The 24390-nt window shown below is 68.9% G+C and carries 22 protein-coding genes and 1 pseudogene; 17 read left to right on the forward strand and 6 right to left on the reverse strand.

All coding sequences use genetic code 11. From position 1 onward, the window contains the following. Nucleotides 1-52 precede the first annotated feature (52 nt). From I8J32_RS17165 to I8J32_RS17180, 4 genes are all read right to left on the reverse strand, one after another. The gene (locus tag I8J32_RS17165) at nt 53-502 is read right to left on the reverse strand and encodes a methyltransferase family protein (RefSeq protein WP_200613919.1); all 450 of its coding nucleotides are present in this window, start codon (nt 500-502) and stop codon (nt 53-55) included. Nucleotides 503-2075: 1573 nt separating this feature from the next. After that, a complete protein-coding gene (locus I8J32_RS17170) occupies nt 2076-2861 on the reverse strand; it encodes a glycine zipper 2TM domain-containing protein (protein WP_200613921.1) in 786 nt (261 codons plus the stop codon). A gap of 93 nt (nt 2862-2954) precedes the next feature. Further along, entirely contained in the window at nt 2955-3638 is a 684-nt protein-coding gene (locus I8J32_RS17175) for an alpha/beta fold hydrolase (protein WP_200613922.1), read from the reverse strand. A 7-nt stretch (nt 3639-3645) separates the two neighbouring features. Beyond that, entirely contained in the window at nt 3646-4083 is a 438-nt protein-coding gene (locus I8J32_RS17180) for an OsmC family protein (protein WP_200613924.1), read from the reverse strand. A gap of 264 nt (nt 4084-4347) precedes the next feature. Here I8J32_RS17180 and fusA point away from each other — a divergent pair, with 264 nt between their 5' ends. The 8 genes from fusA (at nt 4348) to I8J32_RS17215 (ending at nt 11224) form a co-directional block, all read left to right on the forward strand. After that, nucleotides 4348-6411 (forward strand): elongation factor G, encoded by a 2064-nt coding sequence (gene fusA / locus I8J32_RS17185; RefSeq protein WP_200613925.1) that lies wholly within the window; start codon nt 4348-4350, stop codon nt 6409-6411. 294 nt (nt 6412-6705) lie between these two features. Continuing rightward, on the forward strand, nt 6706-7281 hold the full coding sequence (locus tag I8J32_RS17190) for a pilin (RefSeq protein ID WP_200613927.1): 576 nt from the start codon (nt 6706-6708) through the stop codon (nt 7279-7281). A 423-nt stretch (nt 7282-7704) separates the two neighbouring features. After that, nucleotides 7705-7848, forward strand: a complete 144-nt coding sequence (locus I8J32_RS17195) for a hypothetical protein (protein ID WP_200613928.1) — start codon at nt 7705-7707, stop codon at nt 7846-7848. A 150-nt stretch (nt 7849-7998) separates the two neighbouring features. After that, a complete protein-coding gene (locus I8J32_RS17200; protein WP_200613930.1) occupies nt 7999-8364 on the forward strand; it encodes a thioredoxin domain-containing protein in 366 nt (121 codons plus the stop codon). 103 nt (nt 8365-8467) lie between these two features. Next, complete coding sequence (locus I8J32_RS17205) at nt 8468-9151, forward strand: LysE family translocator (protein ID WP_200613931.1); 684 nt, start codon at nt 8468-8470, stop codon at nt 9149-9151. Between the two features lie 101 nt (nt 9152-9252). Further along, a complete protein-coding gene (locus I8J32_RS17210; RefSeq protein ID WP_200613932.1) occupies nt 9253-9828 on the forward strand; it encodes a DUF1439 domain-containing protein in 576 nt (191 codons plus the stop codon). 12 nt (nt 9829-9840) lie between these two features. Next, entirely contained in the window at nt 9841-10620 is a 780-nt protein-coding gene (locus I8J32_RS17760; RefSeq protein ID WP_245156368.1) for a hypothetical protein, read from the forward strand. A gap of 76 nt (nt 10621-10696) precedes the next feature. Next, nucleotides 10697-11224: a PIN domain-containing protein gene (locus tag I8J32_RS17215; protein WP_245156369.1), complete on the forward strand. Its 528-nt coding sequence runs from the start codon at nt 10697-10699 to the stop codon at nt 11222-11224. Between the two features lie 24 nt (nt 11225-11248). Here the strand turns inward: I8J32_RS17215 and I8J32_RS17220 are convergent, their stop codons facing one another. Together I8J32_RS17220 and I8J32_RS17765 are read right to left on the reverse strand one after the other, a co-directional pair. After that, complete coding sequence (locus I8J32_RS17220; protein ID WP_200613934.1) at nt 11249-13498, reverse strand: DUF5916 domain-containing protein; 2250 nt, start codon at nt 13496-13498, stop codon at nt 11249-11251. Between the two features lie 627 nt (nt 13499-14125). Then, nucleotides 14126-14587: pseudogene (locus I8J32_RS17765) on the reverse strand (SET domain-containing protein); the annotation flags it as partial. A 587-nt stretch (nt 14588-15174) separates the two neighbouring features. Between I8J32_RS17765 and I8J32_RS17230 the strand changes: the two are divergent. From I8J32_RS17230 to I8J32_RS17270, 9 genes are all read left to right on the forward strand, one after another. Continuing rightward, complete coding sequence (locus I8J32_RS17230; protein ID WP_200613935.1) at nt 15175-15639, forward strand: SUF system Fe-S cluster assembly regulator; 465 nt, start codon at nt 15175-15177, stop codon at nt 15637-15639. A gap of 47 nt (nt 15640-15686) precedes the next feature. Then, a complete protein-coding gene (gene sufB / locus I8J32_RS17235) occupies nt 15687-17138 on the forward strand; it encodes a Fe-S cluster assembly protein SufB (RefSeq protein ID WP_200613936.1) in 1452 nt (483 codons plus the stop codon). A 75-nt stretch (nt 17139-17213) separates the two neighbouring features. After that, nucleotides 17214-17978 (forward strand): Fe-S cluster assembly ATPase SufC, encoded by a 765-nt coding sequence (gene sufC, locus I8J32_RS17240; protein ID WP_200613937.1) that lies wholly within the window; start codon nt 17214-17216, stop codon nt 17976-17978. Then, nucleotides 17975-19279, forward strand: a complete 1305-nt coding sequence (gene sufD, locus I8J32_RS17245; protein ID WP_200613939.1) for a Fe-S cluster assembly protein SufD — start codon at nt 17975-17977, stop codon at nt 19277-19279. Before sufC ends, sufD begins: the two co-directional genes overlap by 4 nt. Continuing rightward, nucleotides 19276-20529, forward strand: coding sequence for a cysteine desulfurase (locus I8J32_RS17250; protein ID WP_200613940.1), 1254 nt, complete (start codon nt 19276-19278; stop codon nt 20527-20529). Before sufD ends, I8J32_RS17250 begins: the two co-directional genes overlap by 4 nt. 84 nt (nt 20530-20613) lie before the next feature. Continuing rightward, nucleotides 20614-20868: a hypothetical protein gene (locus I8J32_RS17255; RefSeq protein ID WP_200613942.1), complete on the forward strand. Its 255-nt coding sequence runs from the start codon at nt 20614-20616 to the stop codon at nt 20866-20868. Nucleotides 20869-20871: 3 nt separating this feature from the next. After that, on the forward strand, nt 20872-21420 hold the full coding sequence (locus I8J32_RS17260; protein WP_200613943.1) for a GNAT family N-acetyltransferase: 549 nt from the start codon (nt 20872-20874) through the stop codon (nt 21418-21420). Beyond that, nucleotides 21420-21743, forward strand: coding sequence for a non-heme iron oxygenase ferredoxin subunit (locus I8J32_RS17265; protein ID WP_200613944.1), 324 nt, complete (start codon nt 21420-21422; stop codon nt 21741-21743). The genes I8J32_RS17260 and I8J32_RS17265 overlap by 1 nt, the downstream gene beginning before the upstream one ends. A gap of 430 nt (nt 21744-22173) precedes the next feature. Next, nucleotides 22174-24294 carry a TonB-dependent receptor gene (locus I8J32_RS17270; protein WP_200613945.1) on the forward strand — a complete coding sequence of 707 codons (2121 nt, stop codon included), beginning with the start codon at nt 22174-22176 and terminating at the stop codon, nt 24292-24294. Nucleotides 24295-24390 lie beyond the last annotated feature (96 nt).

Consider the following 24390-nt stretch of genomic DNA (forward strand, 5'->3'; position numbering starts at 1 on the left):
CAGAATTAAGCCGAGTCGCGAAGCGGCTTCGGCTTGAATGAATTGTCAGGGCTCATGCCCACCGACGCACAGCCCGCTTGTACGCAGCGTACTCCGCCGGGAAGCGGGCGGACAGTTGACGCTCCTCAGGCAGAATCTGGAAGCGCGTGACGTAGCCGATGAAGATTGCGACTGCGCCCAGGCCAAGGAGCTTGCCTTGGCAGATGACCCAGCCCAATAACGCCAATGCGTAGCCCAAGTACATGGGATTGCGCGAGTACCGATACAGCCCCGACGTGATCAGGACAGAGGATCGCTCCGGGTGGAGAGGGTTGACCGTAGTGCCAGCGCGTCGGAACAGACTCTTGGGCCACGCGTTGATTGAAAGGCCGAGCAAGAGTGCCGGCACCCCAATCGCGGTGTGCACAGGTGAGTAGATCGATCCGGGCAGTGCCCAGACGATCGTCGCCAACGTGAGAAACAAGAATGGTGGCGGAACCCTTGTTTCGAGAGCCGAGAACATCCGTCTATGAGCCCTAAAGCATGAATTAGGCCGCGGACCAATCGCGCGGCGATTGAGCTGTCGGCTTGAATGAAATGTTAGGCCTCAGCTGTGCATCTTGCGGGGGCGGACAAGAACTGTCTGTTGCCACACACACCTCTATGGGCTCTCCGCGCACGCCCGACGCGGAAACAGGTATCACCTCAAAGCGCCACCTCACGTGACCATCTTCATCTGGCGTGAGACTAACCCAGCCCCAGGTGAGCGTAAGGGTGCGGCGCCTGATGACGTGTGGTGCCAATGCATGGGAAGGAAAGAGGCCAGGGTCTCTGACACCTGCAACTGGCCGAACAAAGAAGCCTTGCTTCTTAAGGTGGAGAAATTGCTTCCCAGTGAGTGTGACAACAATAAATCCCACGCCTGAGCAGCTATCTCCCTCCCCGTCTCCTATGTTGGGGACCAGGTCAACCGACTTCAGCTGAGCTGGAACAGGAGGTTCTTCCGCGGAGTTGGCAGCGTCGGGCGTGAACGGCTTTGACAAGCTCAGACTGCACGCCAATACATGAGCGGGGGAAGTAGCGAGCAGGAAGAAGAGCGCGAAGAATGCTTTCATGAGGCCTGACGCCTGAACTAAGCCGCGCCGCGAAGTGGCGTTCGGCTTGAATGAATTGTTGGACGTGCCTACGCAGACCAGCAATACAGGGGGCTGCCGAACACGCCGTGTGCGCCAAGGTTGCTTGGACTCTCACCCCAAAAGCAACAGAAGCGGTCCTGTTCTGGCTGGTACACAAGCCAGTAGCCAGCTTGATGAGCGATGCCTTGGCCAGAAATGACATTGCCTGGGGCCATGTCCGGGAAGCCAGGTGACATGACCGTGGCACTCGCCGCGGCAGTCCGACGGTGCGCCGTCGGCGGCCCGGCGACGCATGCCGGCGAGTGCTCGGGTTCGCCAAATCGGTGCCCGCGAGGACCTGCCGGTGTTCCCGGCCGGGCCGCGCCGGTGCTCGGCCGGCCCCGCGGTGCTAGGCAGCATGTCGACGCGTGCTCGGGTTCGCCAAATCGGTGCTCGCGAGCACCTGTCGGTGTTCTCGGCCGGGCCGCGCCGGTGCTCGGCCGGGCCCCCGCGGTGCTAGGCAGCATGTCGACGCGTGCTCGGGTTCGCCAAATCGGTGCTCGCGAGGACCTGCCGGTGTTCTCGGCCGGGCCGCGCCGGTGCTCGGCCGGGCCCTCGCGGTGCGAGGCAGCATGTCGGCGCGTGCGTCGCTGCACCGATTTGGTGCGTCAGCGGGTGCGGCGGGGCCGACGCAGAACGCTGCCCCGTGCTCGGCTGGACCGCGGTGGCGAGCTGGAGGACCGCAGCCGGTGCTCGCCCTGCCCTCCCCGCCAGTGGAAGCGCTCCAGCGTTCACCCCGGGCGGCAGGGTGGCGGGGCCAAGGAGCGCGGGCGACCGGACCAGGTCTCCCGCAGCGAGGGCGCGGCGTGGCGGCCCAGGTCTACCCGCCGGCGGTGCCGATCCGCGCAAGCGGGCGAAGGAGTACCCCCATAAAAAAAGGGGCCCGAAGGCCCCTTTCCAGTTCACGCGGCAGCGGTCGCGTCACTCCGCATGCACGTCCACGCGCACGCGGATGCGGTCTCCGGGGTGGTAGCTGGTGCGCGCGGTGTACTGCTGGCCCGCGTACTCGTAGGTCACGTCGTAGGCATTCACCGAACGGTCGCCCGACTGGCCGGTCTGGTAGCTGTCGTACGGACGGTCGGCCGGGACGGGATCGCAGACGGTGACGGTGCCGACGCGGGCCTGCTGCTGCGCGGCGCGCTGGCGCTGTTCGTAGACGCTGCGGCCGGCCATGCCGCCCACCATCGAGCCGATCGCCGAGGTCGCGTAGCGCGCGCTGCCGCCGCCCACCTGGCTGCCGATCGCCGCGCCCAGGATGCCGCCGATGACGGTGGCGACGGTCGCGCCGGTCTGGGTGCCGTAGCGGCGGTTGCCGTACTGATCGTAGGCGCCGTCGTTGTAGCCGTTGTTGTTGTAACCGTTGTTGCTGTAGCCGTTGTTGCTGTAGCCGCCGTTGTTGTAACCGTTGTTGCTGTAGCCGTTGTTGCTGTAGCCGCCGTTGTTGTAACCGTTGTTGTTGTAGCGGTCGCCGGCCACTTGCTGCTGGCGCTCGTAGCAACGCTGACCCGAGGTCGGGTAGCTGCCGCCGTTGTATCCGGAATCGAAAACCGGATCGACCCGCAGCACGCGCGCATAGTCGTAACGCGTGCCGGTGGACTGTCCGTACGACTGTCCATTGGAGGACGAGCCGTTGTAGGTCTGCGCCTGGGCCAGGCCGGTCGTGGCGGCCAGGCACAGGGCCAGGGAGGTAACGAGCACGCGCTTCATGGTCGACTCCAGCACGCCGGGAATTGGCGTGGGCGGATCGTCGGTCCGCCGCGTCCAACCCGGGCTGAATCTGGCCGCCGCTTGATGTTCCGTTCACACCCCCGACAGCCACCGTGCCACGCGGTCGGCCAGGCCGTTGGCGCCCATACCGAGCAGCGGACCGGCGTGGCTGGGCGAATCGGCTTCGAGGAGGGTGGCCGGCAGCGCCTGCGCCAGGGCCCGCGTCAGGGCGGGCGGTACATCTTCGTCAGCCGCCGACACCACGCACAGCACCGGCACGGACGGCGGCGGCAGCGCCAGGCCTTCGTGGGCCGCGCGCAGCACGGCGCCCGACTCATCGCGCCAGTGGCGCATCGCGTACAGCGCGGTCGCCGGGTCCGCGTCGGGGATTGCGCGCCGCGTCGACGACAACCGCGCCTGGCATCCCCATGGCACCACCGCCGGCCACTCCCGCGACGGCAGCCGCGAGGCCCAGGGAGCCGGCGGCAGTGGATTCACCAGCACCAGCGCGTCGGCGGCCTCGGCGCAGGCCCAGGCGAGCAGACCGCCCAGGCTGGCGCCGATGACGGCGCGCGGGCGCGGCAACGCGTCGAGCGCCGCCCGCGCCTGTTCGACGTAGTCCGCCAGGGTGGTGGCGGCCAGACCCGCCGCGGCGGGCTGCAGGTCCGGCGCGGCGACCGTGATCCCGTGCGCGGCCAAGGCGCCGTGCCAGCGGTTCCATTCCCAACCTCCGCCGCCGGCACCGTGCAGCAGCAGCGCGTGCCGGCAGGCGGGCACGCCCGGCTCAGGCCTGCAGCGTGGCCGAGAGCGTCACCGGCACCGACAGCGCGCGCGAAATCACGCAACCGGCCTTGGCCGCCTCGGCGATCTGCTGGAACTGCTCGGCGCTGATCCCCGGCACGCTGGCCTCCACGATCAGGTGCACGCCGGTGACGGTGGGGCCCGGGTCCATGCCCGGCTCCATCATGGCCTCGGCCCGCGTGCTGATGCGGTCGGGGGTGAAGCCGCTCTTACCCAGTACGGCCGACAGCGCCATGCTGAAGCAGCCCGCGTGCGCGGCGGCCAGCAGTTCTTCGGGATTGGTGCCCTTCTCGTCGCCGAAACGGGTCTTGAACGAGTAGTTCTGGTCGGCGAACAGGCCGCTCTGCGGCGTGCTCATCGTGCCCTTGCCGGCCTGCAGGTCGCCGTTCCAGACGGCCGTGGCGTAGCGCTTGAAACCCATGGTGGTGCTCCTTCGGGGGAAAGAGCCGGTAGCGTACCCGGCGCCGCCCGGCGCGCGGAGCCCCCTGCCGCCTCCCCCGCCGTGCGGTCGTCCCGCTGCGCCGTCCCTTGACCCGTCCGTCCGGCTGCGGGATGGTTGACCTACCGGCCCCGCGCCGGCCCCGCCATGACCGCCCGCCGAGCGCCTGCTCGGACGGCAGCGCTTCCTTCGCGGACAGCCATGACGGCCCTTCTCACCCGACAGAACAACGGGAGAAACGGCCTCATGTCCTACTCGACACCCACCATCCGCAACGTGGCCCTCGCGGGCCATCCCGCCGCCGGCAAGACCACGCTCTTCGAAGCCCTGCTGCAGGCCGGCGGCGCGATCCAGACAGCAGGCAACGTCGAGCGCGGCAGCACGGTCTCGGACTTTGATCCGATCGAGCGACAACGCGGACATTCCCTCGACGTGGGCATCGCCAGCATCGACCGCGCCGCGGCTGCTGGACAGCACTTCCACGTCAACCTGATCGACACCCCCGGCTATCCCGATTTCCGAGGCCCCGCGCTGTCCGCGCTGGCGGCGGTGGAGACGGTCGCGATCGTGGTGGACGCCGACAACGGCGTGGAGTACGGCACGCGCCGCATGATGGAGTACGCCAAGGCACGCGGACTGTGCCGGGTGCTGGTGGTCAACAAGATCGACCACGCCGACGCGAAGGCCGGCCAGGTGCTGCAGGACCTGCGCGACGCCTTCGGCCCCGAGTGCCTGCCCCTCAACCTGCCCGCGCAGGGCGGCAAGGCGGTCATCGACTGCTTCGGCAACACCCAGGGCGAGAGCGATCTGGGCGCGGTGGCCGACTGGCACCAGAAGATCATCGACCAGGTGGTCGAGGTGAACGAGACGGTGATGGAGCACTACCTGGACCTGGGCGAAGGCGGCCTGTCGGGCGAGGAGCTCCATGACGCGTTCGAGCAGTGCCTGCGCGAGGGCCACCTGGTGCCGGTGCTGTTCTGTTCGGCGCGCAGCGGCGTGGGCATCAAGGAACTGCTCGACACCGCCGAGCGCCTGTTTCCGCATCCGGGCGAAGCCAATCCCCCCGCCTTCGCCAAGGGCAGCAACGGCGCGAGCGAACCGGTCGAGTCCACGCCCGATCCGTCGCGCCATGTGATCGCCGACGTCTTCAAGATCACCAACGATCCCTTCGTCGGCAAGCTCGGCATCTTCCGGGTGTACCAGGGGACGGTGAAGAAGGACACGCAGCTGTTCGTCGGCGACGCCAAGAAGCCGTTCAAGGTCGGCCACCTGTTCAAGCTCAAGGGCAAGGACCACATCGAGATCGACCAGGCCATTCCCGGCGACATCGCCGCGGTGGCCAAGATCGACGACCTGCACTTCGACGCGGTCCTGCACGACAGCCACGACGAGGACCAGATCCACCTGGCGCCGCTGGACTTCCCCAAGCCGATGTTCGGCCTGGCGGTGGAGGCCGCGCACAAGGGCCAGGAGCAGAAGCTGGCCACGGCGCTGCACAAGCTGGCCGAGGAGGATCCGTGTTTCGTCGTCGAACACGAACCGGAGACCAACGAGACGGTGATCCGCGGCCTGTCCGACCTGCACCTGCGCGTCAACATCGATCGCCTCAAGGACCGGTACGGCGTCGAGGTGACCTCGCGCCCGCCGCGCATCGCCTACCGCGAGACCGTCGCCGGCAAGGCCGAGGGCCACCACCGCCACAAGAAGCAGACCGGCGGCGCGGGGCAGTTCGGCGAAGTGTTCCTGCGGGTGGAGCCGCTGCCGCGCGGCACCGGCTTCGAGTTCGTCGACGAGGTCAAGGGCGGCACGATCCCCGGCCAGTTCATGCCCGCGGTGGAAAAGGGCGTGCGCCAGGTGCTCAAGGGCGGTGCGATCGCCGGCTATCCGATGCAGGACGTCCGCGTGATCGTCTACGACGGCAAGCACCACCCGGTGGACAGCAAGGAGGTGGCCTTCGTGGCGGCCGGCAAGAAGGCCTTCATGGACGCGATCATCAAGGCGCGGCCGCAGGTGCTGGAGCCGATCGTCGACCTGGAGGTCAACGCGCCCGAGCAGAACATGGGCGACATCAGCGGCGGCCTGGCGAGCAAGCGCGCCCGCATCAACGGCACCGATTCGACGCGCGGCAACGAGATCATCGTCAAGGCGCAGGTGCCGCTGTCGGAGCTGGAAGGGTATGCCGCCGAGCTCAAGTCGGTGACTGCGGGACGGGGGCGGTATTCGCTGGATTTCAGCCACTACGAGCCGGTCCCGCCGCAGGTGCAGCAGAAGCTGGTGGAGTCGTTCAAGCCGCATGTGGAGGAGGATTAGGCGTCGGCGGGCTTTCCAACCTTGTGAGCGGGGGAAGAGGGTGATTCGCGGCGATCTGCCGCCCCCATCCCAACCGTCCCGGCCAGCAGGCCTAGCCTGCTGGCGTTCGATGACGCGCGGACCAGTGGTCCGCAAGCGCGTCCTCTCACCCCCCGCGAAGCGGGGGAAGGGGCTTCAACTCCCTCCCCCGCTGTGCGGGGGAGGGTTGGGGTGGGGGCCGACGGTCGCGGCGCCGCATCACCGCACCTCCGCGCGCACAGGCACACTGCGCATCCATCCCAAGCGCGACCTGCCATGAAACAGTTCCTCCTCACCCTGCTCGGCGCGCTCACCGCGGTGGTGGTCGCCCTGGTCGTCTACGACCGCCTGGTGGTGGCGCCGCGGCAGGCGGCGCAGCTGGAGGCCGCGCAGCAAGCGCACCAGATCAGCGTGGCCAGCGCCGATGCGCAAGCGCAGCAGATCGCCGCGTCACTCGACGCTTCGGTAGACCGCAGCGTGGCCGATGCGCAGCAGGCGATGGATGACCTGGCCAACGAGCAGGATCGGCGGCGGCTCGCCGCCGATGCGCTGGCGCGGGCGTCGATGATGCGGGCCGCGCTCGCCGAGTACTACATGTCCGAAGGTCGCTGGCCCCCCAACGCCGCGGCGGCGGGCATCGGCGCCCCGGACAGTTTCGCCGGGGGCGCGGTGGCCGGCATCGACGTCGACAACAGCGGCGGGATCGCCATCCGCTTGAATGCGAAGCTGTCCGCCGACGCCCGCATCCGGCTCACCCCGCGCGTGTCGCCGGACAACGGCATGATCCAGTGGCGGTGCGTCGTGCAGGGATCGCCTGAAGTGTCGCGCTACCTGCCGGCCTGTCGCGACTGAGGACCACGGCGCCAGGCGAACCACGGGGGCTACGCGGCACCTGCAAGCACCAGTTGCGGTACTCCGACATTTCTCTTTACGGTCGAGCTGCGGCCCGCCGAACAGTCCTGATTACGGTCGAGCTGCGGCGCACCGAACACTTCGATTACGGTCGAGCTGCGGTGTGCCGAACCGCCCTTCCACGGTCGAGCCACATCGCGCCGACCTGCTTGCCTACGGCCGAGCCACCGGCCGGCGCCGCCGGTTCTTGAGACCGCCCGCCGGCCGCCACGCACCCCGGCATGCGCTTTGCAGCGCCGATCACACTTCGGAAGATGACGCCCCGTTCACGCCGCGGCGCAGGCTCCCGGGTGTGACTTCAATCGCAGAAGCGCATCGCGAACGCGGGTTTCATCGGTGCTGCCTACAGGGGGGCACATCGATATGAACGCTGGTCGCCACACTCCATCCTTCAATACCTCCGAGCGGATCGTCCGCAGCCTGCTCGCCGCCGCACTGATCGCGGCGGTCATCTGGTCGCTCACCGGCAACGCTTCGCCGGAAGTCATCGTCAGCCGCTTCTGGTAAACAACGGCTGGTAAGCAACGGCTCGTAACAACGGCTGGCAACGGCCGGGCCAGCACCCGCCAGGCAACTTCGGGCAGGACATCAGGCAGGAACCGGTCCCGCGGTGCGGGCTCCTCCCGCGGACCGGACGCGACCGGCTAGCATCGGCGCATGGAAGACTCCGCCCATCCCCGCTTCTTCGACCACTTCCCCATGCGCCGCGTCACCGCGGCCTCGCTGGACGACGCGCTCGCCGCCGATGGCGCGCTGCGGATCGTGTTCCTGTGGGGGAAGGACTGTCCGAACTGCGACATCGCCAAGGGCCAGATGCTGCTGACGCCGGAACGGTTCACCTGGCCGGACGTGGAGTGGCTGCACGACAACGTGTACGAAGACCCGGCGATGGCCACGCGCATGGGCCTGCACGGCATTCCGGCGTTCTTCGTCTACCGCGGGGCCACGAGGCTTGGCCGCATGAGCCAGTGGCCGGGGACGGCCGAGTTCGTCCAGGCCATTGAAAGGCTGCGCGCGCGCTGACCGGGCCGTTGCGCAGACGCAACAGCTCGTCCGCGCCAAGGGCTACGCGCCGGCTGCCCGCGCGGGCACACTCTCCAGCCTCCCCCTCGCCAGGTGCGACGCCATGCCCCTGTTCGATACCTCCACCTTGCTGGCCTATCTCGCCGCGGCGGTCGTGCTGGTGCTGGTCCCCGGTCCCGGCACCGCGTGGATCGTGGCGCAGACGGTGGCCGGCGGCACCGCGCGTGGCCTGCGCGCGGGCCTGGGACTGGAAACCGCCACGCTCATCCACGCCCTGGCCGCGGGCCTGGGGCTGTCCGCGATCCTGGCCACCTCGGCGTTGGCCTTCGACCTGCTCAAGTACGCCGGCGCCGCCTACCTGGTCTGGCTGGGCATCCGCGCCTGGCGCGGCGCGCCGGCGGACGACGCGCGGGCAGATGACGCCCTGCCCGACCTGGCAGGGCCGGTCGAAGCGGGCACGGCGGCCGCGTCCGTCCCGACCCCCGCCCGCGCCGTCTATTGGCGCTCGGTGGTGACCGGCGTGCTCAACCCGAAAGTCGCGCTGTTCTTCCTCGCCTTCCTGCCGCAGTTCGTGCATCCCGAGCGCGGCCACGTCTGGCTGCAGTTCTTCGTGCTGGGCGTGCTGCTGTCGATGATCGGCATGAGCCACAGCGCCGTGCTCAGCGTGACGATCGGCCGGGTCGGCCGGCGCCTGCGCGGCAGCGCGCGTGCGGCGCGCTGGCGCCAGCGGACCCTAGGTGCCTTCTTCGTCGGCCTCGGCGTGCGGCTGGCGGTGCAGCAGCGCTAGCGACACCCGGGCACGGCCCAAGCGGCTTTGCGCGACGCCGTTCACGCGTGGTCCAAGGCGGGCGATGCCATGCTGGCGTCCCTCCCGACCGAGTGCGAACCATGAATCCGCAGCGACGCCAGATCGTTCTCGCCACGCTCGCCGGCGGCGCCGTGCTGCTGACCAGTGGTTGCTCCACGCTCGAGGCCGTCGGCGCGCTGCTGGGCAACCAGCTCAACTTCAGCCAGGGCCAGCTGCAGCAGGCGCTGGACCGCAACTTTCCCAAGCACTACGACAAGATGGGCGGCCTGATCTCGATGACACTGCTCAACCCGCGGCTGTCGATTCCGCAGGGTTCCAGCCGCCTGCGGCTGGATTTCGACCTGGGCATGGGCGCGCTGGGCAGCGACAGCAGCCGCGCCGACGGCCACTTCGCCCTCACCAGCGCGCTGCGCTGGGACGGCAACACGCGCGGGCTGCACCTGCAGGAACCCGCGCTGGAACACGTCGAGGTGCCGGCGCTGGGCGGCGTGATGAATTCATCGGCACGCGGACTGCTCAACACCTGGCTGGCACAATACGCACGCGACGAACCGGTCTACCGCTTCGACAACACCCTGCTCGACCGGCTGGGCTCGCGCCGCATCGGCCGGACCGACATCGAAAACGGCCAGGTCACGGTCCACCTGGATAACTGACACACCCGCCCCATGCCTGCCTTCGCTTCGACCGCTTCGCCCCGCCCCCTCCCTGACGGCGTCCTTTCGCCCCGTCGTGCGCTCGCCGTGCTGGCGGCCACGCTGCTGGTGCTGGGCCTGTCGGCCTGCGGCGGCAAGGGCGGCTCGGACCCCACGGGTCGCGCCGATGGCAAAGGCGGCAGCGAACAGCTGCCCGCGCCCACCGGGACGGCGGGCGGCGTGACCGGCATGCCGACCGCGCCGGGCCCGGGCCACGTCGGTCCGCCGACGGAGGAGATGGCCGAAGGCGTCGTCCTGGATGAGAACGGCAATCCCCTTCCGCCGGCGCTGGGTCCGGACGGCGAGCCGCTGGATCCGGCGACCCTGCCCGCCGCCGCCATGCCGCCCGGCGCCGAGGACGCCTTGCCGCTCCCGCCCGAACCCACCCCGGAAGACGCGGTGGCCGTCGTGCGCGACTACTACGCGGCTCTCAACGGCGGCGACTTCCCGCGCGCCCATGCGATGTGGGCCGACGAAGGCCGCGCCAGCGGGCAATCCGCCACGCAGTTCGCGGCCGGCTTCGCCGACGCCACCGGCATCTCGGTCGAAGTGATGCCGCCGGGCCGCATCGATGCGGGCGCCGGACAGCGGCACATCGAAGTGCCGGTGGCCTACACGGTCACCCTGCGCGACGGCAGCCTGCGTCGCTACGTGGGCGCCTACACCCTGCGCCGCACCGTGGTCGACGGCGCTAGCGCCGAGCAGCGTGCGTGGCGGATCGGCTCGGCGGACATCCGCCAGCTGGACCGCTGAGGCCGCGCGCGGCGTGCACACGCCGCGACGAAGTGTCGTGACCGGTTCCGGTTCCCTGCGCAGCGCGGATACTTCCGTGGCCGATGTCCCCGCGGTCATCGCGGTGCTGGATACGAACGTGTGCCTGGACCTGTTCGTGTTCGACGACGCCCGCGCGGCCCCGCTGCGGCACGCATTGCAGCAACGCACGCTGCAGGCAATCACCGATGCCGATTGCCGCGACGAATGGCGGCGCGTGCTGGCCTATCCGCAGTGGATGCTGCCGGCGGCGGCCCAGGCCGCGCACCTGGCGCGGTTCGATGCGATGGTCACGATCACCGCGACTACGCCGGGCGACCCGATGCCCAGCGTCGCCGTGCCCCGCTGCCGGGATGGCGACGACCAGAAGTTCCTCGATCTGGCCGCGCGCGTCGGCGCGCGCTGGCTGCTCACCCGCGACAGCGAACTGCTGCGCCTGTCGCGGCGCACGCAGCGCGACTTCGGCTGCGTGGTGCTGACGCCGCAGGCGTGGGCCGATTCGATGCAGGCCGATCCGACAGGACCCGATCCGATGCGGGCCGATCCGACAGGACCCGGTTCGGTCGGCGCCACTGGACCGGGCTGAGGGCGAGTCGCCCCCGCCCGCCGATCAGATCTCGAACCGGTACGACAGCTTCACCAGGAACTGCTCGCTGTCGCGCAGCTGGAAGGCGTCGATGAACTCGTCGCGAGCGCGATACCGGCCCAGGATGTCCTCTTCGTAGAACGAGCCGCCGCGCACGTAGGCGATGTACAGGTAGGACAGCGGCGCCAGCTCGTAGCGGTAGCGGACCTGGAAGCCCAGGTTGCGCAGGCCCAGGTCGGGGATTGCCTCGGTCGACCGCACCGGCTCGCCGTCGGGCGCCACGCGATAGGCCTGCGCGGCCTTGGCGTCCAGGCCGATGGATTCCAGGCGCACGCGCAGTTCCTGCTTGTCGTTGATCAGCCACACGCTGCCGGCATTGAGCAGGATCATCTCCTCCTCGTAGCTGCCCAGCAGGTTGTCGCCGCGCCACAGCAGCCAGTCGTCGTTGCGCTCGTAGTACCAGGACGTGAAGAAGCTCAGGCGGTCATTGACGTGGTAGGTCGGGTTGAACTCGGTCTGCACGTTGAGCTTGCCCGGCGTGTCCAGCCCTTCGGAGGTCACGCGCAGGTTGCCGTAGAAGCTCCAGTGGCCGTCGCCCTGGCGCGGACGATCACGCTCGTAGAAGACGAAGTATTTCGCCGGCATCCTGACCACGCCGTTGCCGCGCAGGATCAGGTCGTCGTGCCCCGACGACCAGCTGGCCAGCTCGATGAAGTCACTGCCGCCATCGCGGCGCTGGCCGCTGCGGTTCATCGCCACCGCGTCGGCGATGTGCAGCCCGCCATCGTTGAAGCGGCGCGACGCCGCCCAGTGCCAGTCGCTGGCGCTGTACTTGGAGGTCTCGGGGAAGCTGGTGAAACGCTTGCCCAGGTCGTAGCGGGCGTAATTGAAGTTGTTGCGTTCCAGGTAGCCGAAATCGTTGAGCTGCAGGTCGCGGCCCAGGTGCACTGCGTAAAGCTGCTGGCGCCAGCCCTCGCCCATGTCCCAGTCCACGCGCACCTGCCCGCCGCTGTCGCGCGTGGTGGCGCCGGACTGGCGGATGTCGGAGGCCACCACGGTGCTGCGGATCGACCAGGCCGCGTTCGGCGTCCAGCGATGGTCCATTTCGTACACGTTGGCCTGCCGGTCCAGGAACGGCCGCTCCACGCGCGTGACCATGCCGCCCAGGCCCTGCTTGTCGCCGTCGCGGCTGGCGCGCAGCGCGTAGAAGTCGCGGCCGACCTCGTCGCCCTCGGTCGCGGCGAACACGCCGTAGTTGAGCCCGCCGATGCTGCCATTGAGCTTGACCGCCGCGGTCACGTCGCCCGATTCCTCGCCGTCGTCGGTGGTGGCGCCCACGCGGCGGGTGTAGATCAGCTTGTTGCGGGTGCTGAGCGAGCCGAAAGGCACGTCGAAGTAGCCCTGGTTCTCGGTGAAGAACGGGCGCTTGTCACTGAAGAAGGTCTCGATCGCGCCGAAGTTCACCACCAGCTGGTCGCTCTCGACCTGGCCGAAGTCCGGGTTGAGCGTGGCGCTGAGCTGGAAGCGGCCGTTGGGCTTCCAGAAGATGTCGGCCCCGGTGTCGAAGTCGGACTTCTTGCCGACGTTGTCGTACACCATCGACGCGTACGGCGTGATCGCCAGCAGCGACTGGCTGTAGGCCGGGACCTGCACCTTGTTGAGCGCGGTGAGGAAGCGCGTTTCCTGGTAGCTCACCGCCGGCCAGGCGACGCGCTCGCCGGTGGCGCCGATGACGCGGTCCAGCTGGATGCCCAGCGTGCGTACGTCGCCCTTGGCGTCGCGCATTGGCGCCAGGTGCCAGGGGATCAGCATCTCGGCCGACCAGCCCGCCTCGTCCTCGGTGGTGGCGTGGCGCCAGTCGCCGTCCCAGTCGGGGTTGAACTGGTTCTCGTTGGTGATGGTGGTGTCGATGATGCTGTTGGACAGCAGCACGGTGAAGTTGTAGCCGCTGCGGCCGTCGCCGTCGAAGTCGACGTAGAGGTTCACGCGGTCGGCCTGCGCGCCCTGGTCGCGCTGCGCCTCCTGGCGCGTGCGCGGGATCGACGGGGCCTGGATGTTGCGGAAGCCGATCGCCAGACCGTCCTCGGTCGCCAGGATCCAGGCTTCGGTCGGCTGCACCGTGGGTTCGCGCGAGAGCGGCTGGGTGAAGCGGAAATCGGTGATGTGCTGCGCACCCTGCCATTCGGCGGGGTCGATCCGGCCGTCGATCTCGACGGCAAAGACAGGCGGCGCCGCGAGTGCGGCCAGGACGGCGGTGGTGAGCGTGGCGCGCATGGGGAGCCCGGTTGGAGGTGTCGCGGCGGACGAGCGTCGCCGCCCTGGTGCGGGTGGCGTCCGGTGTCGCACAAGTGCCGCAAGGGTATGGGTATGTCGGCCTGTCACCGACTGACGGAAGTCATGCCAACCAATTGCCTACCTCGCGCATCGCGCAGGCGGCCGCGGCCGGCGCGTCCCGTGCGGATGCGACGTCGCGCCAACAATGCGCAATCGGTGGTCGGAGGGTGGCGGGCGGAGCGACGCGGGGTCGCACGCCGGGGCGGCGGTGGCGGACCGCCTTGCGGGTCAGCGGGCCTTGCGGGTCGCGGACCTGCTGGTTGCGGTCTTGGCGGGCGCGGTCTTGGCGGGCGCGGTCTTCCTGGTTGCGGCCTTCCTGGTCGCGGCCTTGCTGTCCGCTGTCTTCCGGGTCGCGGCATTCTTCTTCGTGGCCGGCTTCGACGGCGCCTGCTTCGACGGCGCCTGCTTCGAAGCGCCCTGCCTGGACGGCTGCTTTCGGGCTGAAGCGGTCTTCGCCGCGGCGTCACCCGGGGACTTGGCCGCCTTCTTCGCGGCGGACCGGGCCTGGGCGTCCGCCTTCAGCGCTTCGGCCTTGCGGGCGTCCTGGCGGGCCTGCTTCTTCTTGCTCTTGGGCTGCAGCATCGTGCCGGTGCACGCCGGCGAGCCGCAGCGGCATTCCCAGATCTTCTTCAGCTCCGGCGTGTGCTTTTCTTCCAGGCGGATGCCGTAGTTGTAGGACAGCTCCTCGCCAGGCTTGATGCTGCGGATCGCCTCGATGAAGACGCGGTCCTTGCGGCGGTCGTCACCCTCGTCCTCTTCCAGCACCGCCTCACAGTTCGGATTGCAGCTGTGGTTGATCCAGCGCGCGTCGTTGCCGTCGAAATTGGCGTCGATCACGTATTCGTCGTTGAGGGTGAACAGGAAGGTGTGGCCGGAATCCGCATCGCCGCTGTCGCCGGCATCCACCTGCTCGTGCGTGCGCCGGGCGCCCTTGTACTCGATCAGGCGTTCGCCCTTGGCGATCGGGGCGACGGCGAACATTCCGTTGCCGTGGATGGCGGAACGGCGGGTGGTGATCTTGCGCGACATGCAGGCGTCCGGTGATGCGGGAGCGAGGGGCCGCGATTGTGACCCGAAACGGGTGAGCAGGTCATGGAGTAGCCCGCGCATGCCGGCGTGGTGGCCGCGGGCGACGGCCCGGCCTGGTGTCTTGGCCCTGCCCCTGTTCGCCTGGGCGTGTGGCGCCGCCCGGACCGCGAGCGCTGGGCGTTCGGACCCCAGCGTTTGGCTTTCAGCGCCCAGCGTTTGGCTTTCGGACCCGAACGTTTGGCTTTCAGAGCCCAGCGTTTGGCTTTCGGACCCCAACGTTTGGCTTTCAGAGCCCAGCGTTTGGCTTTCGGACCCGAACGCTGGGCTTTCAGAGCCCAGCGTTTGGCTTTCGGACCCGAACGTTGGGCTTTCAGAGCCCAGCGTTTGGCTTTCGGACACCAACGTTGGGCCTTCAAAGCCCAACTTTCGGCTTTCAGACCCCAACGTCCGGCTCCCAGCCCCCAAGGCGCGCCTTTCCAGCGCCACACGAGCCCTCCGGCCTCGGTTCTGGCTCCGGCGGCCCCCTGACTCGACCGCCCCGCGCGCAATCAGTACAATAACGGTACGAATTACCCCCGGCGCCCCCCATGCTCCGCGTCACCAAGCTCACCGACTACGCCACGGTCGTCATGACCGTGCTGGCCAGCCACCACCTGATCGCCCCGGATGCCGTCCTGAGCGCGTCGGAGCTGGCTGAACGGGCGGGTCTGGAAACTCCGACCGTGGCCAAGCTGCTCAAGCCGCTGGCCCAGTCGGGCCTGGTCGCGGCGTCGCGGGGCGCCAGCGGCGGCTATCGCCTGGCGCGGCCGGCGGGCCAGATCGGCCTGATCGACATCGTCGAGGCACTGGAAGGCCCGCTGGGCATGACCGAGTGCAGCGTCCACGCCGGCAGCTGCGGCATCGAGCAGTCCTGCGGCGTGCGCGCCAACTGGCGCCGCATCAACGACGTGGTGATCGACGCGCTGCGCGGCATCACCCTGGCCCAGATGCTCGAGCCGCCACCGCCCCTTTCCCCCGCCCGGCGTATCGACGTGCGCCTGGCCACGACATGAGCGGGCCCGCGCCCGTCCATGCAGCAACGAACCCAGTAGGCAGCCCCATGGCCACCGAAATTCTCGAAAACCAGGCGATCCACGACCAGCTCGGCCGCAAGTACGAGGCCGGCTTCGTGACCGCCATCGAATCCGAATCGCTCCCGCCGGGCCTGGACGAGGACACCATCCGTGCCCTCTCGGCCAAGAAGGAGGAGCCCGAATGGATGACCCAGTGGCGCCTGGCCGCCTACCGGCACTGGCTGACCATGCCCATGCCGCACTGGGCCAAGCTCAACATCGCGCCGATCGATTTCCAGGCGCTGAGCTACTACAGCGCGCCCAAGGGCCCCAAGTACAAGTCGCTGGACGAGGTCCCGCAGGAACTGCTCGACACCTACGAGAAGCTGGGCGTGCCGCTGCATGAGCGCGCCAAGCTGGCCGGCGTCGCGGTGGACGCGGTGTTCGACTCGGTGTCCGTCGGCACCACGTTCCGCAAGGAGCTGGCCGAGAAGGGCGTGATCTTCTGCTCGATGTCGGAAGCCGTGCGCGAGTACCCGGAGCTGGTGCAGAAGTACCTGGGCACGGTCGTCCCGACCCACGACAACTTCTTCGCCGCGCTGAACTCGGCCGTGTTCTCCGATGGCAGCTTCGTGTTCATCCCCAAAGGCGTGCGCTGCCCGATGGAGCTGAGCACCTACTTCCGCATCAACGCCAGCGAGACCGGCCAGTTCGAGCGCACGCTGATCATCTGCGAGGACAAGGCCTACGTCTCGTACCTGGAAGGCTGCACCGCGCCGATGCGCGACGAGAACCAGCTGCACGCGGCGGTGGTGGAGCTGGTCGCGCTGGAAGACGCCGAGATCAAGTACTCCACCGTGCAGAACTGGTACCCGGGCGACGAGAACGGCGTCGGCGGCATCTACAACTTCGTGACCAAGCGCGGCGAGTGCCGCGGCGCCCGCGCGAAGATCAGCTGGACCCAGGTGGAGACCGGCTCGGCGATCACCTGGAAATACCCGTCCTGCGTGCTGCTGGGCGATGACTCGGTGGGTGAGTTCCACTCCGTGGCGCTGACCCACCACCGCCAGCAGGCCGACACCGGCACCAAGATGATCCACGTCGGCAAGCGCACCAAGTCGAAGATCGTCAGCAAGGGCATCAGCGCCGGTTTCGGCCAGAACTCCTATCGCGGCCTGGTCCGCGTGGAGAAATCGGCGGAAGGCGCGCGCAACCACACCCAGTGCGACTCGCTGCTGATCGGCAAGAAGTGCGGCGCGCACACCTTCCCGTACATCGAGGTCAAGCATCCGACCGCCACGGTGGAGCACGAGGCCACCACCTCGAAGATCAGCGACGACCAGCTGTTCTATTGCCGCTCGCGCGGCATCAGCGAGGAAGACGCGGTGTCGATGATCGTCGACGGCTTCTGCAAGTCGGTCTTCCGCGAACTGCCGATGGAGTTCGCCGTCGAGGCCAAGAAGCTGCTGGAAGTATCGCTGGAAGGCGCGGTCGGCTGATCCGGGGCGGACCTGCGTCCGCCATCGCCATGCAAACAACCGGTGGGCGATGGCCCACCCCACGGAAACGAGCACATGCTGAAGATCGACAACCTCCACGTCCGCGTCGCCGGCAAGGACATCCTCAAGGGCCTCACGCTGGACGTGCAGCCCGGCCAAGTGCACGCGATCATGGGGCCCAACGGCGCGGGCAAGTCCACGCTGGGCAACGTCATCGCCGGGCGCGAGGGCTACGAGGTCACCGCCGGCTCGATCAGCTTCGACGGCCGCGACCTGCTGGCGCTGGAACCGGAGGAGCGCGCCGCCGCCGGCGTGTTCATGGCGTTCCAGTACCCGGTCGAGATCCCCGGCGTGAACAACACCTACTTCCTGCGCGCCGCGCTCAACGCCCAGCGCAAGGCGCGCGGCGAAAGCGAACTGGACTCGATGCAGTTCCTCAAGCGCGTGCGCGAGAAGCTGGCCGTGCTGCACCTCAAGGACGACCTGCTGCAGCGCGCGGTCAACGAGGGCTTCAGCGGCGGCGAGAAGAAGCGCAACGAGATCTTCCAGCTGGCGCTGCTCGAGCCGCGGCTGGCGATCCTGGACGAGACCGACAGCGGCCTGGACATCGATGCGCTGCGCAGCGTGGCCGAGGGCGTCAACGCGCTGCGCTCGCCCGACCGCGCGTTCGTGGTGGTCACCCACTACCAGCGCCTGCTCGACTACATCCGTCCCGACGTGGTCCACGTGCTGGCCGACGGCCGCATCGTGGAGACCGGCGGCCCCGAACTGGCGCTGGAACTGGAAGCGCACGGCTACGCGTGGGTGAAGGACAGGATCGCGCCCGGGGCGGGCGCGTGAGCGCGCTGCTCGACTCGCTGGCTTCGGGCTACCAGGCACTGCCCGGCCGCACCGAACTGGAAGACTCGCGTCGCGCGGCGCTGGCCGACGCGCTGCGCGACGGCCTCCCCGGCACCCGCAGCGAACGCTGGAAGTACACGCCGCTGCGCGCGTTCGAACGCCGCAGCTTCGTGCCGGCGCGCCAGCACGAGGCCACGCTGGACACGCAGGCCCTGGATCGGCAGGCCCTGTCCGCGATCCCCGCGCCGCGCCTGGTGTTCGTCAACGGACGCTTCGATGCGGCCGCCAGCGATGTCGCCGGCCTGGACGCGGGTGTGAGCCTGCAGACCTTGTCCGGCCTGCTCGGCGACGGCGACGCGCGCGAGGTGAACTTCCTGGCGCGCCGCTTCGACCGCGCCGATGAAGTGTTCGCCCGCCTCAACGCCGCCTTGGCCGAGGAAGGCGTCGTCCTGCGCGTGCAGGACGGCGTCCGGCAGACCGCGCCGGTCCACCTCGTGTTCGCCGGCGCGCCGGCCGGCGCCGACCTGGCCTGGCATTCGCGCCATCTGATCGAGCTGCGCCAGGACGCGCGGTTGACGGTGATCGAGCATCACCTGGCGGGCGGCGCCCACCAGCACCTGGCCAACACGCTCGCGCACGTGCACCTGGGCGCCCGCGCGCAGCTGATCCACCTGCGCCTGCAGGACGACGCCGTCGGCGCCTCGCAGCTGCTGCGCACCGACGCGGTGCTCGCCCGCGAAGCCGTGTACCGGCGTCTGGACGTGGAACTGGGGGCCGCGCTGTCGCGCCATGAACTCAACATCGCCCTGCAGGGCGAAGGCGCGAAGGCGATTGCCAACGGCATCCTGCTGGCCGACGGCAAGCGCCACCTGGATACCCGCCTGGGCATCGATCACATCGCCCGCGACACGGCCTGCGACCTGCTGTGGCGCGGCCTGGGCGCCGGGCGTTCGCGCGCCGCGTTCCACGGCGGCATCCTGATCCGGGCCGGCGCCGACGGCAGCGCCGCGTCACTGTCCAACAAGAACCTGCTGCTGTCGGCGGGCGCGGAGATCGATACCCAGCCGGTCCTGGAGATCCACGCCGACGAGGTGCAGGCAGCGCACGGCGCCGCCGTCGGCCAGCTCGACGCGGCTTCGGTGTTCTACCTGCGCAGCCGCGGCATCCCCGAGGCGCAGGCGCGCGCCATGCTGACCGCGGCGTTCTGCCGCCAGGCGCTGGACGTGATCGGCGATGCCGCGCAACGTGCCCTGTTCGAAGGACCACTCGATGCCGCGCTGGCAAGGCTGGAGGCCGCATGAGCGCGTCCACGCACGGCACCGACCTGGCCTCGACCAGCGTCGACTGGGACCGCGTGCGCAGCGATTTCCCGCTGCTGACGCGGCAGGTCCACGGCAAGCCGCTGGTCTACCTGGATTCGGCGAACACGGGGCAGAAACCCGCGGTCGTGATCGACGCCGTCGACGACTTCTACCGGCGCCACAACGCCAATGTCAGCCGCGCGGTGCACGCACTGGGCACCGAGGCGACCGAATCCTACGAAGGCGCGCGTCGCAAGCTGGCCGCGTTCTTCAACGTCCGCGCGGACGAGCTGGTGCTGTGCAGCGGGACCACCTTCGCGCTGAACCTCGTGGCCTACTCCTGGGCGCTGCCACGGCTGCAGCCGGGCGACGCGATCGTGCTCACGCGCATGGAACACCACGCCAACATCGTGCCCTGGCAGCTGGTGGCCCAACGCACGGGCGCGACCATCAAGGTGGCCGACATCGATGCACGCGGGGAACTGGACCTGCCTGCGCTGTACGCGCTGCTGACCCCGGAAGTGAAGCTGCTCTCGCTCACCCACGTGTCCAACGTGCTGGGCACGGTCAACCCGGTGCGCGAGATCTGCCGCGAAGCCCGGCGCCGCGGCATCGTCACCGCCATCGACGGCTCGCAGGCCGCGCCGCACCGGCCGGTCGACATCGCCGCGATCGGCTGCGACTTCTATGCCTTCACCGGGCACAAGATGTGCGGCCCCACCGGCACCGGGGCGCTGTGGGCGCGCCGGGAGCACCTGGCCGCGATGCCGCCCTTCATCGGCGGTGGCGAGATGATCCGCGAGGTGCGCTTCGAGGGCACGGTCTACAACGATGCGCCGCACAAGTTCGAAGCCGGCACGCCGAACATCGCCGGCTTCATTGGGCTGGGTGCGGCCGTGGACTATCTGTCGGCACTGGGCATGGCGCAGGTCGAGGCGCGGGAGCAGGCGCTGCTCGAGCATGCCACGCAGGCCCTGTCCGCGATCGAGGGGCTGCGCATCTTCGGCCAGGCGCGCGAGAAGGCCGCGGTGATCAGCTTCCTGGTGGAAGGCGCGCACGCGCACGACCTCGCCACGCTGCTGGACCTCGAAGGCGTGGCGATCCGTTCCGGACATCATTGCGCGCATCCGCTGATGCATTACTTCGGCGTGCCGGCCACCTGCCGGGCCTCGTTCGCGTTCTACAACACGCACGAGGAAGTGGATGCCTTCGTGGCCGCGCTGCACAAGGTCCGCCGGCTGCTGGCCTGAGGCCGCCGGCGTGGGTGACGCGGCCCCTGCGGACGGCCGCCGGAGTGCGCTAGGCTAATTGCACCCTCCTCCGGTACCAAGACGATGGCGGACGATCCCGAGATTGCCGGCCTGATCCGCGAGATCCGCGACCAGCAGCGCGAAGCGCTGGCGCTGCAGCGCGAACACCTGGTCATGTACCAGCGGCAACTCGACCGCGTGGAGCGCATCAACGATCGCGCCGAAGCGATACAGGCCCGTGCCTCGCGCGCGGTCCGGCTGATCCTGATGGTCGCCCTGCCGCTGGTCTTCGTGCTGCTGGGCCTGATGTTCCTTCCCTACGTGCTGCGCCTGTCCTGAAAAATGACCACGACTCAAACCGTCCAATTCCGCGCCGCCACGCCTGCCGACACCGGCGCCCTCGTCGCCCTGGTCGAATCGGCCTACCGCGGCGATGTCAGCAAGCAGGGCTGGACTACCGAGGCCGACATGCTCGACGGCCGCCGCACCGGTCCTGACGACATCCACGAATGCCTGGCCCGGCCGGGCAGCCGCATCGTGATCGCCGAACGCCCGGGCAGCGACGGATCGACCGAACTGCTCGCCTGCGCGCACGTGGCCATCGAGGACGGCGCCGGCTACTTCGGCATGTTCTCGGTCCGGCCCGACCTCCAGGGCGCCGGGATCGGCAAGGTCCTGCTGGCCGAAGCCGAGCGCGTGGCCCGGCAGGAATGGGAGCTGCCGGCCATGCGCATGACCGTGATCGACATCCGCGACGAGCTGATCGCGTTCTACGAGCGTCGTGGCTACCGGCGCACCGGCATCAAGAAGCCGTTTCCCTACGGCGACGAGCGCTACGGACTGCCGCGGCGCGACGATCTGCAGTTCGAGATCCTCGAAAAGGCACTGTGATGGGCGACTGGGTGTTCGTCTGCGCGACCTCGCAGCTGCTGCCGGGCGAATCCGTCGTGGCCTGGGACGGCGATACGCCGATCCTGGTGCTCAACTACGACGGTGACTACTACGCGCTCGAGGACAAGTGCTCGCACGAGGACTTCGAACTATCCGCGGGTCACTTCGATGCGGAAGACGCCACGGTGGAATGTGCACTGCATGGCGCCAAGTTCGACGTGCGCGATGGCCGGCCGCTGTGCGCGCCGGCCTATGAGCCGGTGGTGCGCTTCCCGGTGAAAACCGACGACACGGGTGTGTGGACCCGCGACGATCGCGAGTGAGGCGAACGGGTTTCGCCCGTCGTTCCACCGCGGCGATGATCGTCGTTGCGCCCCAGGCGCGCCTGCCCTCGCGTACTCGCCCGATGCCATGGCCGCTGCGCTGGCGTGCCGGTTGCTGCGGTCTGCGCGCGCTGAAGCCGGGCGACCGAAACTGGTCGCGGGGCGAGCGGCTACGGAGTTGTCGCCGGCGTTGAGGGGGATCACCCCGGGGATTGCCCTTCTGCTCACCAGCGACCGGGGTCCAGCCGGAGCTGTCCCGCGGAGGCACCCTCAATCAAGCCGGTCCGCCACTCTGGCAATGGCGGAACGCCGGCGGCATCCGCTGCCCCGTCGCCGCACACCAAACGCGAATCGTTTGCATCTGCGAACCGTTCTCATTTAACATGTGCCCCGCCGCGGCGCGCAGCCGCATTCTTCAGTCTCAGACCCCATGCCCGTCAGGAAGATTCCGGCCCCCGCGCCGCTGGCCGCCGCCCTTGCGTTCGCGCTCGCGTCCCCCGTCCACGCCTTCGAGGCCGCCGCGACCGACCTCGATGCCGTCGAAGTCCAGGGCGTCCACGAGAAACGTCCCGTCTCCCCGAAGTTCACCCAGCCGCTGCTGGATACGCCGCAGTCCGTCACGATCGTGCCTGCGGAACTGATGCGCGAACAGGGCGTGACCAGCCTGCGCGATGCGCTGCGCAACGTGCCGGGCATCAGCATGCAGGCGGGCGAAGGCGGCGTGCCGGCGGGCGACAACCTGACCCTGCGCGGCTTCAGCGCGCGGACCGATCTGTTCATCGATGGCATCCGCGACTTCGGCGGCTATTCGCGCGACCCGTTCAACCTGGAACAGATCGAAGTCGTGAAGGGCCCCTCGTCCACCCACAGTGGCCGCGGCTCGACGGGCGGTTCGATCAACCTCGCCAGCAAGACGGCCCGCGCCGGCAATTTCAACGACATCGGCGTGAGCGCCGACGATGGCGGCATGGCGCGCGTCACCGCCGACTTCAATCGCGAACTGGGCCAGACCAGCGCGTTCCGCGTGAACTTGATGGGCCACCACGGCGGCATCAACGGCCGCGACCATGTCGAGAACCAGCGCTTCGGCGTGGCGCCGACGCTGTCTTTCGGCCTGGGAACCGACACCACGACCACCGTCAGCCTGTTCCACCTGGAACAGGACAACGTGCCCGATTACGGCCAGCCGTGGGTGCCGGGCACCAACAACGCCCTTCCGGAAAGCCGTAACCGCACCGCGCCAGTGGATCGCAGCACGTGGTACGGCATCCTGGAACGCGACTACGAGAACACGCGCACCGACCTGGCCACCGTCACCGTGCAGCACGCTTTCGGCGACACGGTGAACCTCGAGAACATCACGCGCTGGGGCGCGTCGTACCGCGACTCGGTCATCACCGCGCCCCGCTTTACCGCCGATCCGGGCAGTACGGACATCACCCGCGCAGCGCCGAAGACCCGCGACAGCCGCGACGGCATCCTCACCAACGTCACCAACCTGCGTGCCGACCTCACTACCGGCTCGATCGAACACGCGCTGCTGGTCGGCCTGGAACTGGCACACGAGAAATCCAGGAACCATGCGCGGATGGAGGACACCTCGGCCGGCACGACGCCGCTGACTGACCTGTTCAACCCGGATCCGCATGGCGCGTTCGCGCCGCTGGCGCGCGATACGCACAACGATGCGCGTGCCGAGGCCGATTCCGCGGCGATTTACGTGTTCGACACGGTCACGTTCAATCCGCGCTGGGAACTGTCCGGCGGCCTGCGCTGGGACCGCTTCGAGACCGAGGCGCTCACCCAGGGAGTGACGTACGGCCGGACCGATACCGAACTCAACGGGCGCATCGGACTGGTGTTCAAACCCGTCGAGAACGGCAGCATCTATGCCGCCTTGGGCACCTCGTTCAATCCCTCGGCCGAGGGCATGAGCCTGAATGCCGCCCTGGCCGACGTGGCGCCGGAGGAAAGCCGCACCGGCGAACTGGGCACCAAGTGGGACCTGCTGGGAGGCAGGCTGTCGCTGACCTCGGCGATCTTCCGCACCGAGAAGACCAACGTCCGCATCGACGTCGATCCCACGGCCTCCACCACCTACGCCCTGGATGGCAAGCAGCGCGTCGACGGCTTCGAGGTCGGGGCCGCTGGCCGCATCACGCGCGACTGGACGGTCAATTTCGGTTACGCGTTCCTGGACAGCGAGATCCTCAGCAATCGCGCCCTGCCGGCGGAAGTGGGCAATGAAATGCCCAACACGCCGCGCCACAGCGCGAACCTCTGGACCAGCTACCGGATCAACGACAGCTTCGACGTCGGGTTCGGGGTGCAGCATGTCGGATCGCGCTGGACGAGCACCGCCAACGAGCGCCTGGCGAAGTCGTACACCACGTACGACGCGATGGTCGGCTACCGCATCAACGAGGCCGTCGGCCTGCGACTGAACGCCTACAACCTGAGCAACAAGGAATACGTGGATCGCGTGGGCGGCGGGCACTACATCCCCGGCGCCGAGCGCACGGTCATGCTGAGCGCGGATTTCAGCTTCTGATGCAGGCCGCATCGGTGCGCGCGGCCGTGACGGCGCACAGCGCGTTGGCATGGCCGGACGCGATGGAGCTGCGATACCCGCGGCGGGACCGCCTGG

The sequence above is a fragment of the Lysobacter solisilvae genome (assembly GCF_016613535.2).
Taxonomy (GTDB): domain Bacteria; phylum Pseudomonadota; class Gammaproteobacteria; order Xanthomonadales; family Xanthomonadaceae; genus Agrilutibacter; species Agrilutibacter solisilvae.

What these genes read in the sequence shown, in the direction of transcription:
- I8J32_RS17165 (WP_200613919.1), bottom strand. Translation starts at nt 502, where the DNA reads ATGTTCTCGGCTCTCGAAACAAGGGTTCCGCCACCATTCTTGTTTCTC.
- I8J32_RS17170 (WP_200613921.1), bottom strand. Translation starts at nt 2,861, where the DNA reads ATGAAGCGCGTGCTCGTTACCTCCCTGGCCCTGTGCCTGGCCGCCACG.
- I8J32_RS17180 (WP_200613924.1), bottom strand. Translation starts at nt 4,083, where the DNA reads ATGGGTTTCAAGCGCTACGCCACGGCCGTCTGGAACGGCGACCTGCAG.
- fusA (WP_200613925.1), top strand. Translation starts at nt 4,348, where the DNA reads ATGTCCTACTCGACACCCACCATCCGCAACGTGGCCCTCGCGGGCCAT.
- I8J32_RS17190 (WP_200613927.1), top strand. Translation starts at nt 6,706, where the DNA reads ATGAAACAGTTCCTCCTCACCCTGCTCGGCGCGCTCACCGCGGTGGTG.
- I8J32_RS17195 (WP_200613928.1), top strand. Translation starts at nt 7,705, where the DNA reads ATGAACGCTGGTCGCCACACTCCATCCTTCAATACCTCCGAGCGGATC.
- I8J32_RS17200 (WP_200613930.1), top strand. Translation starts at nt 7,999, where the DNA reads ATGGAAGACTCCGCCCATCCCCGCTTCTTCGACCACTTCCCCATGCGC.
- I8J32_RS17205 (WP_200613931.1), top strand. Translation starts at nt 8,468, where the DNA reads ATGCCCCTGTTCGATACCTCCACCTTGCTGGCCTATCTCGCCGCGGCG.
- I8J32_RS17210 (WP_200613932.1), top strand. Translation starts at nt 9,253, where the DNA reads ATGAATCCGCAGCGACGCCAGATCGTTCTCGCCACGCTCGCCGGCGGC.
- I8J32_RS17760 (WP_245156368.1), top strand. Translation starts at nt 9,841, where the DNA reads ATGCCTGCCTTCGCTTCGACCGCTTCGCCCCGCCCCCTCCCTGACGGC.
- I8J32_RS17220 (WP_200613934.1), bottom strand. Translation starts at nt 13,498, where the DNA reads ATGCGCGCCACGCTCACCACCGCCGTCCTGGCCGCACTCGCGGCGCCG.
- I8J32_RS17230 (WP_200613935.1), top strand. Translation starts at nt 15,175, where the DNA reads ATGCTCCGCGTCACCAAGCTCACCGACTACGCCACGGTCGTCATGACC.
- sufB (WP_200613936.1), top strand. Translation starts at nt 15,687, where the DNA reads ATGGCCACCGAAATTCTCGAAAACCAGGCGATCCACGACCAGCTCGGC.
- sufC (WP_200613937.1), top strand. Translation starts at nt 17,214, where the DNA reads ATGCTGAAGATCGACAACCTCCACGTCCGCGTCGCCGGCAAGGACATC.
- I8J32_RS17250 (WP_200613940.1), top strand. Translation starts at nt 19,276, where the DNA reads ATGAGCGCGTCCACGCACGGCACCGACCTGGCCTCGACCAGCGTCGAC.
- I8J32_RS17255 (WP_200613942.1), top strand. Translation starts at nt 20,614, where the DNA reads ATGGCGGACGATCCCGAGATTGCCGGCCTGATCCGCGAGATCCGCGAC.
- I8J32_RS17260 (WP_200613943.1), top strand. Translation starts at nt 20,872, where the DNA reads ATGACCACGACTCAAACCGTCCAATTCCGCGCCGCCACGCCTGCCGAC.
- I8J32_RS17265 (WP_200613944.1), top strand. Translation starts at nt 21,420, where the DNA reads ATGGGCGACTGGGTGTTCGTCTGCGCGACCTCGCAGCTGCTGCCGGGC.
- I8J32_RS17270 (WP_200613945.1), top strand. Translation starts at nt 22,174, where the DNA reads ATGCCCGTCAGGAAGATTCCGGCCCCCGCGCCGCTGGCCGCCGCCCTT.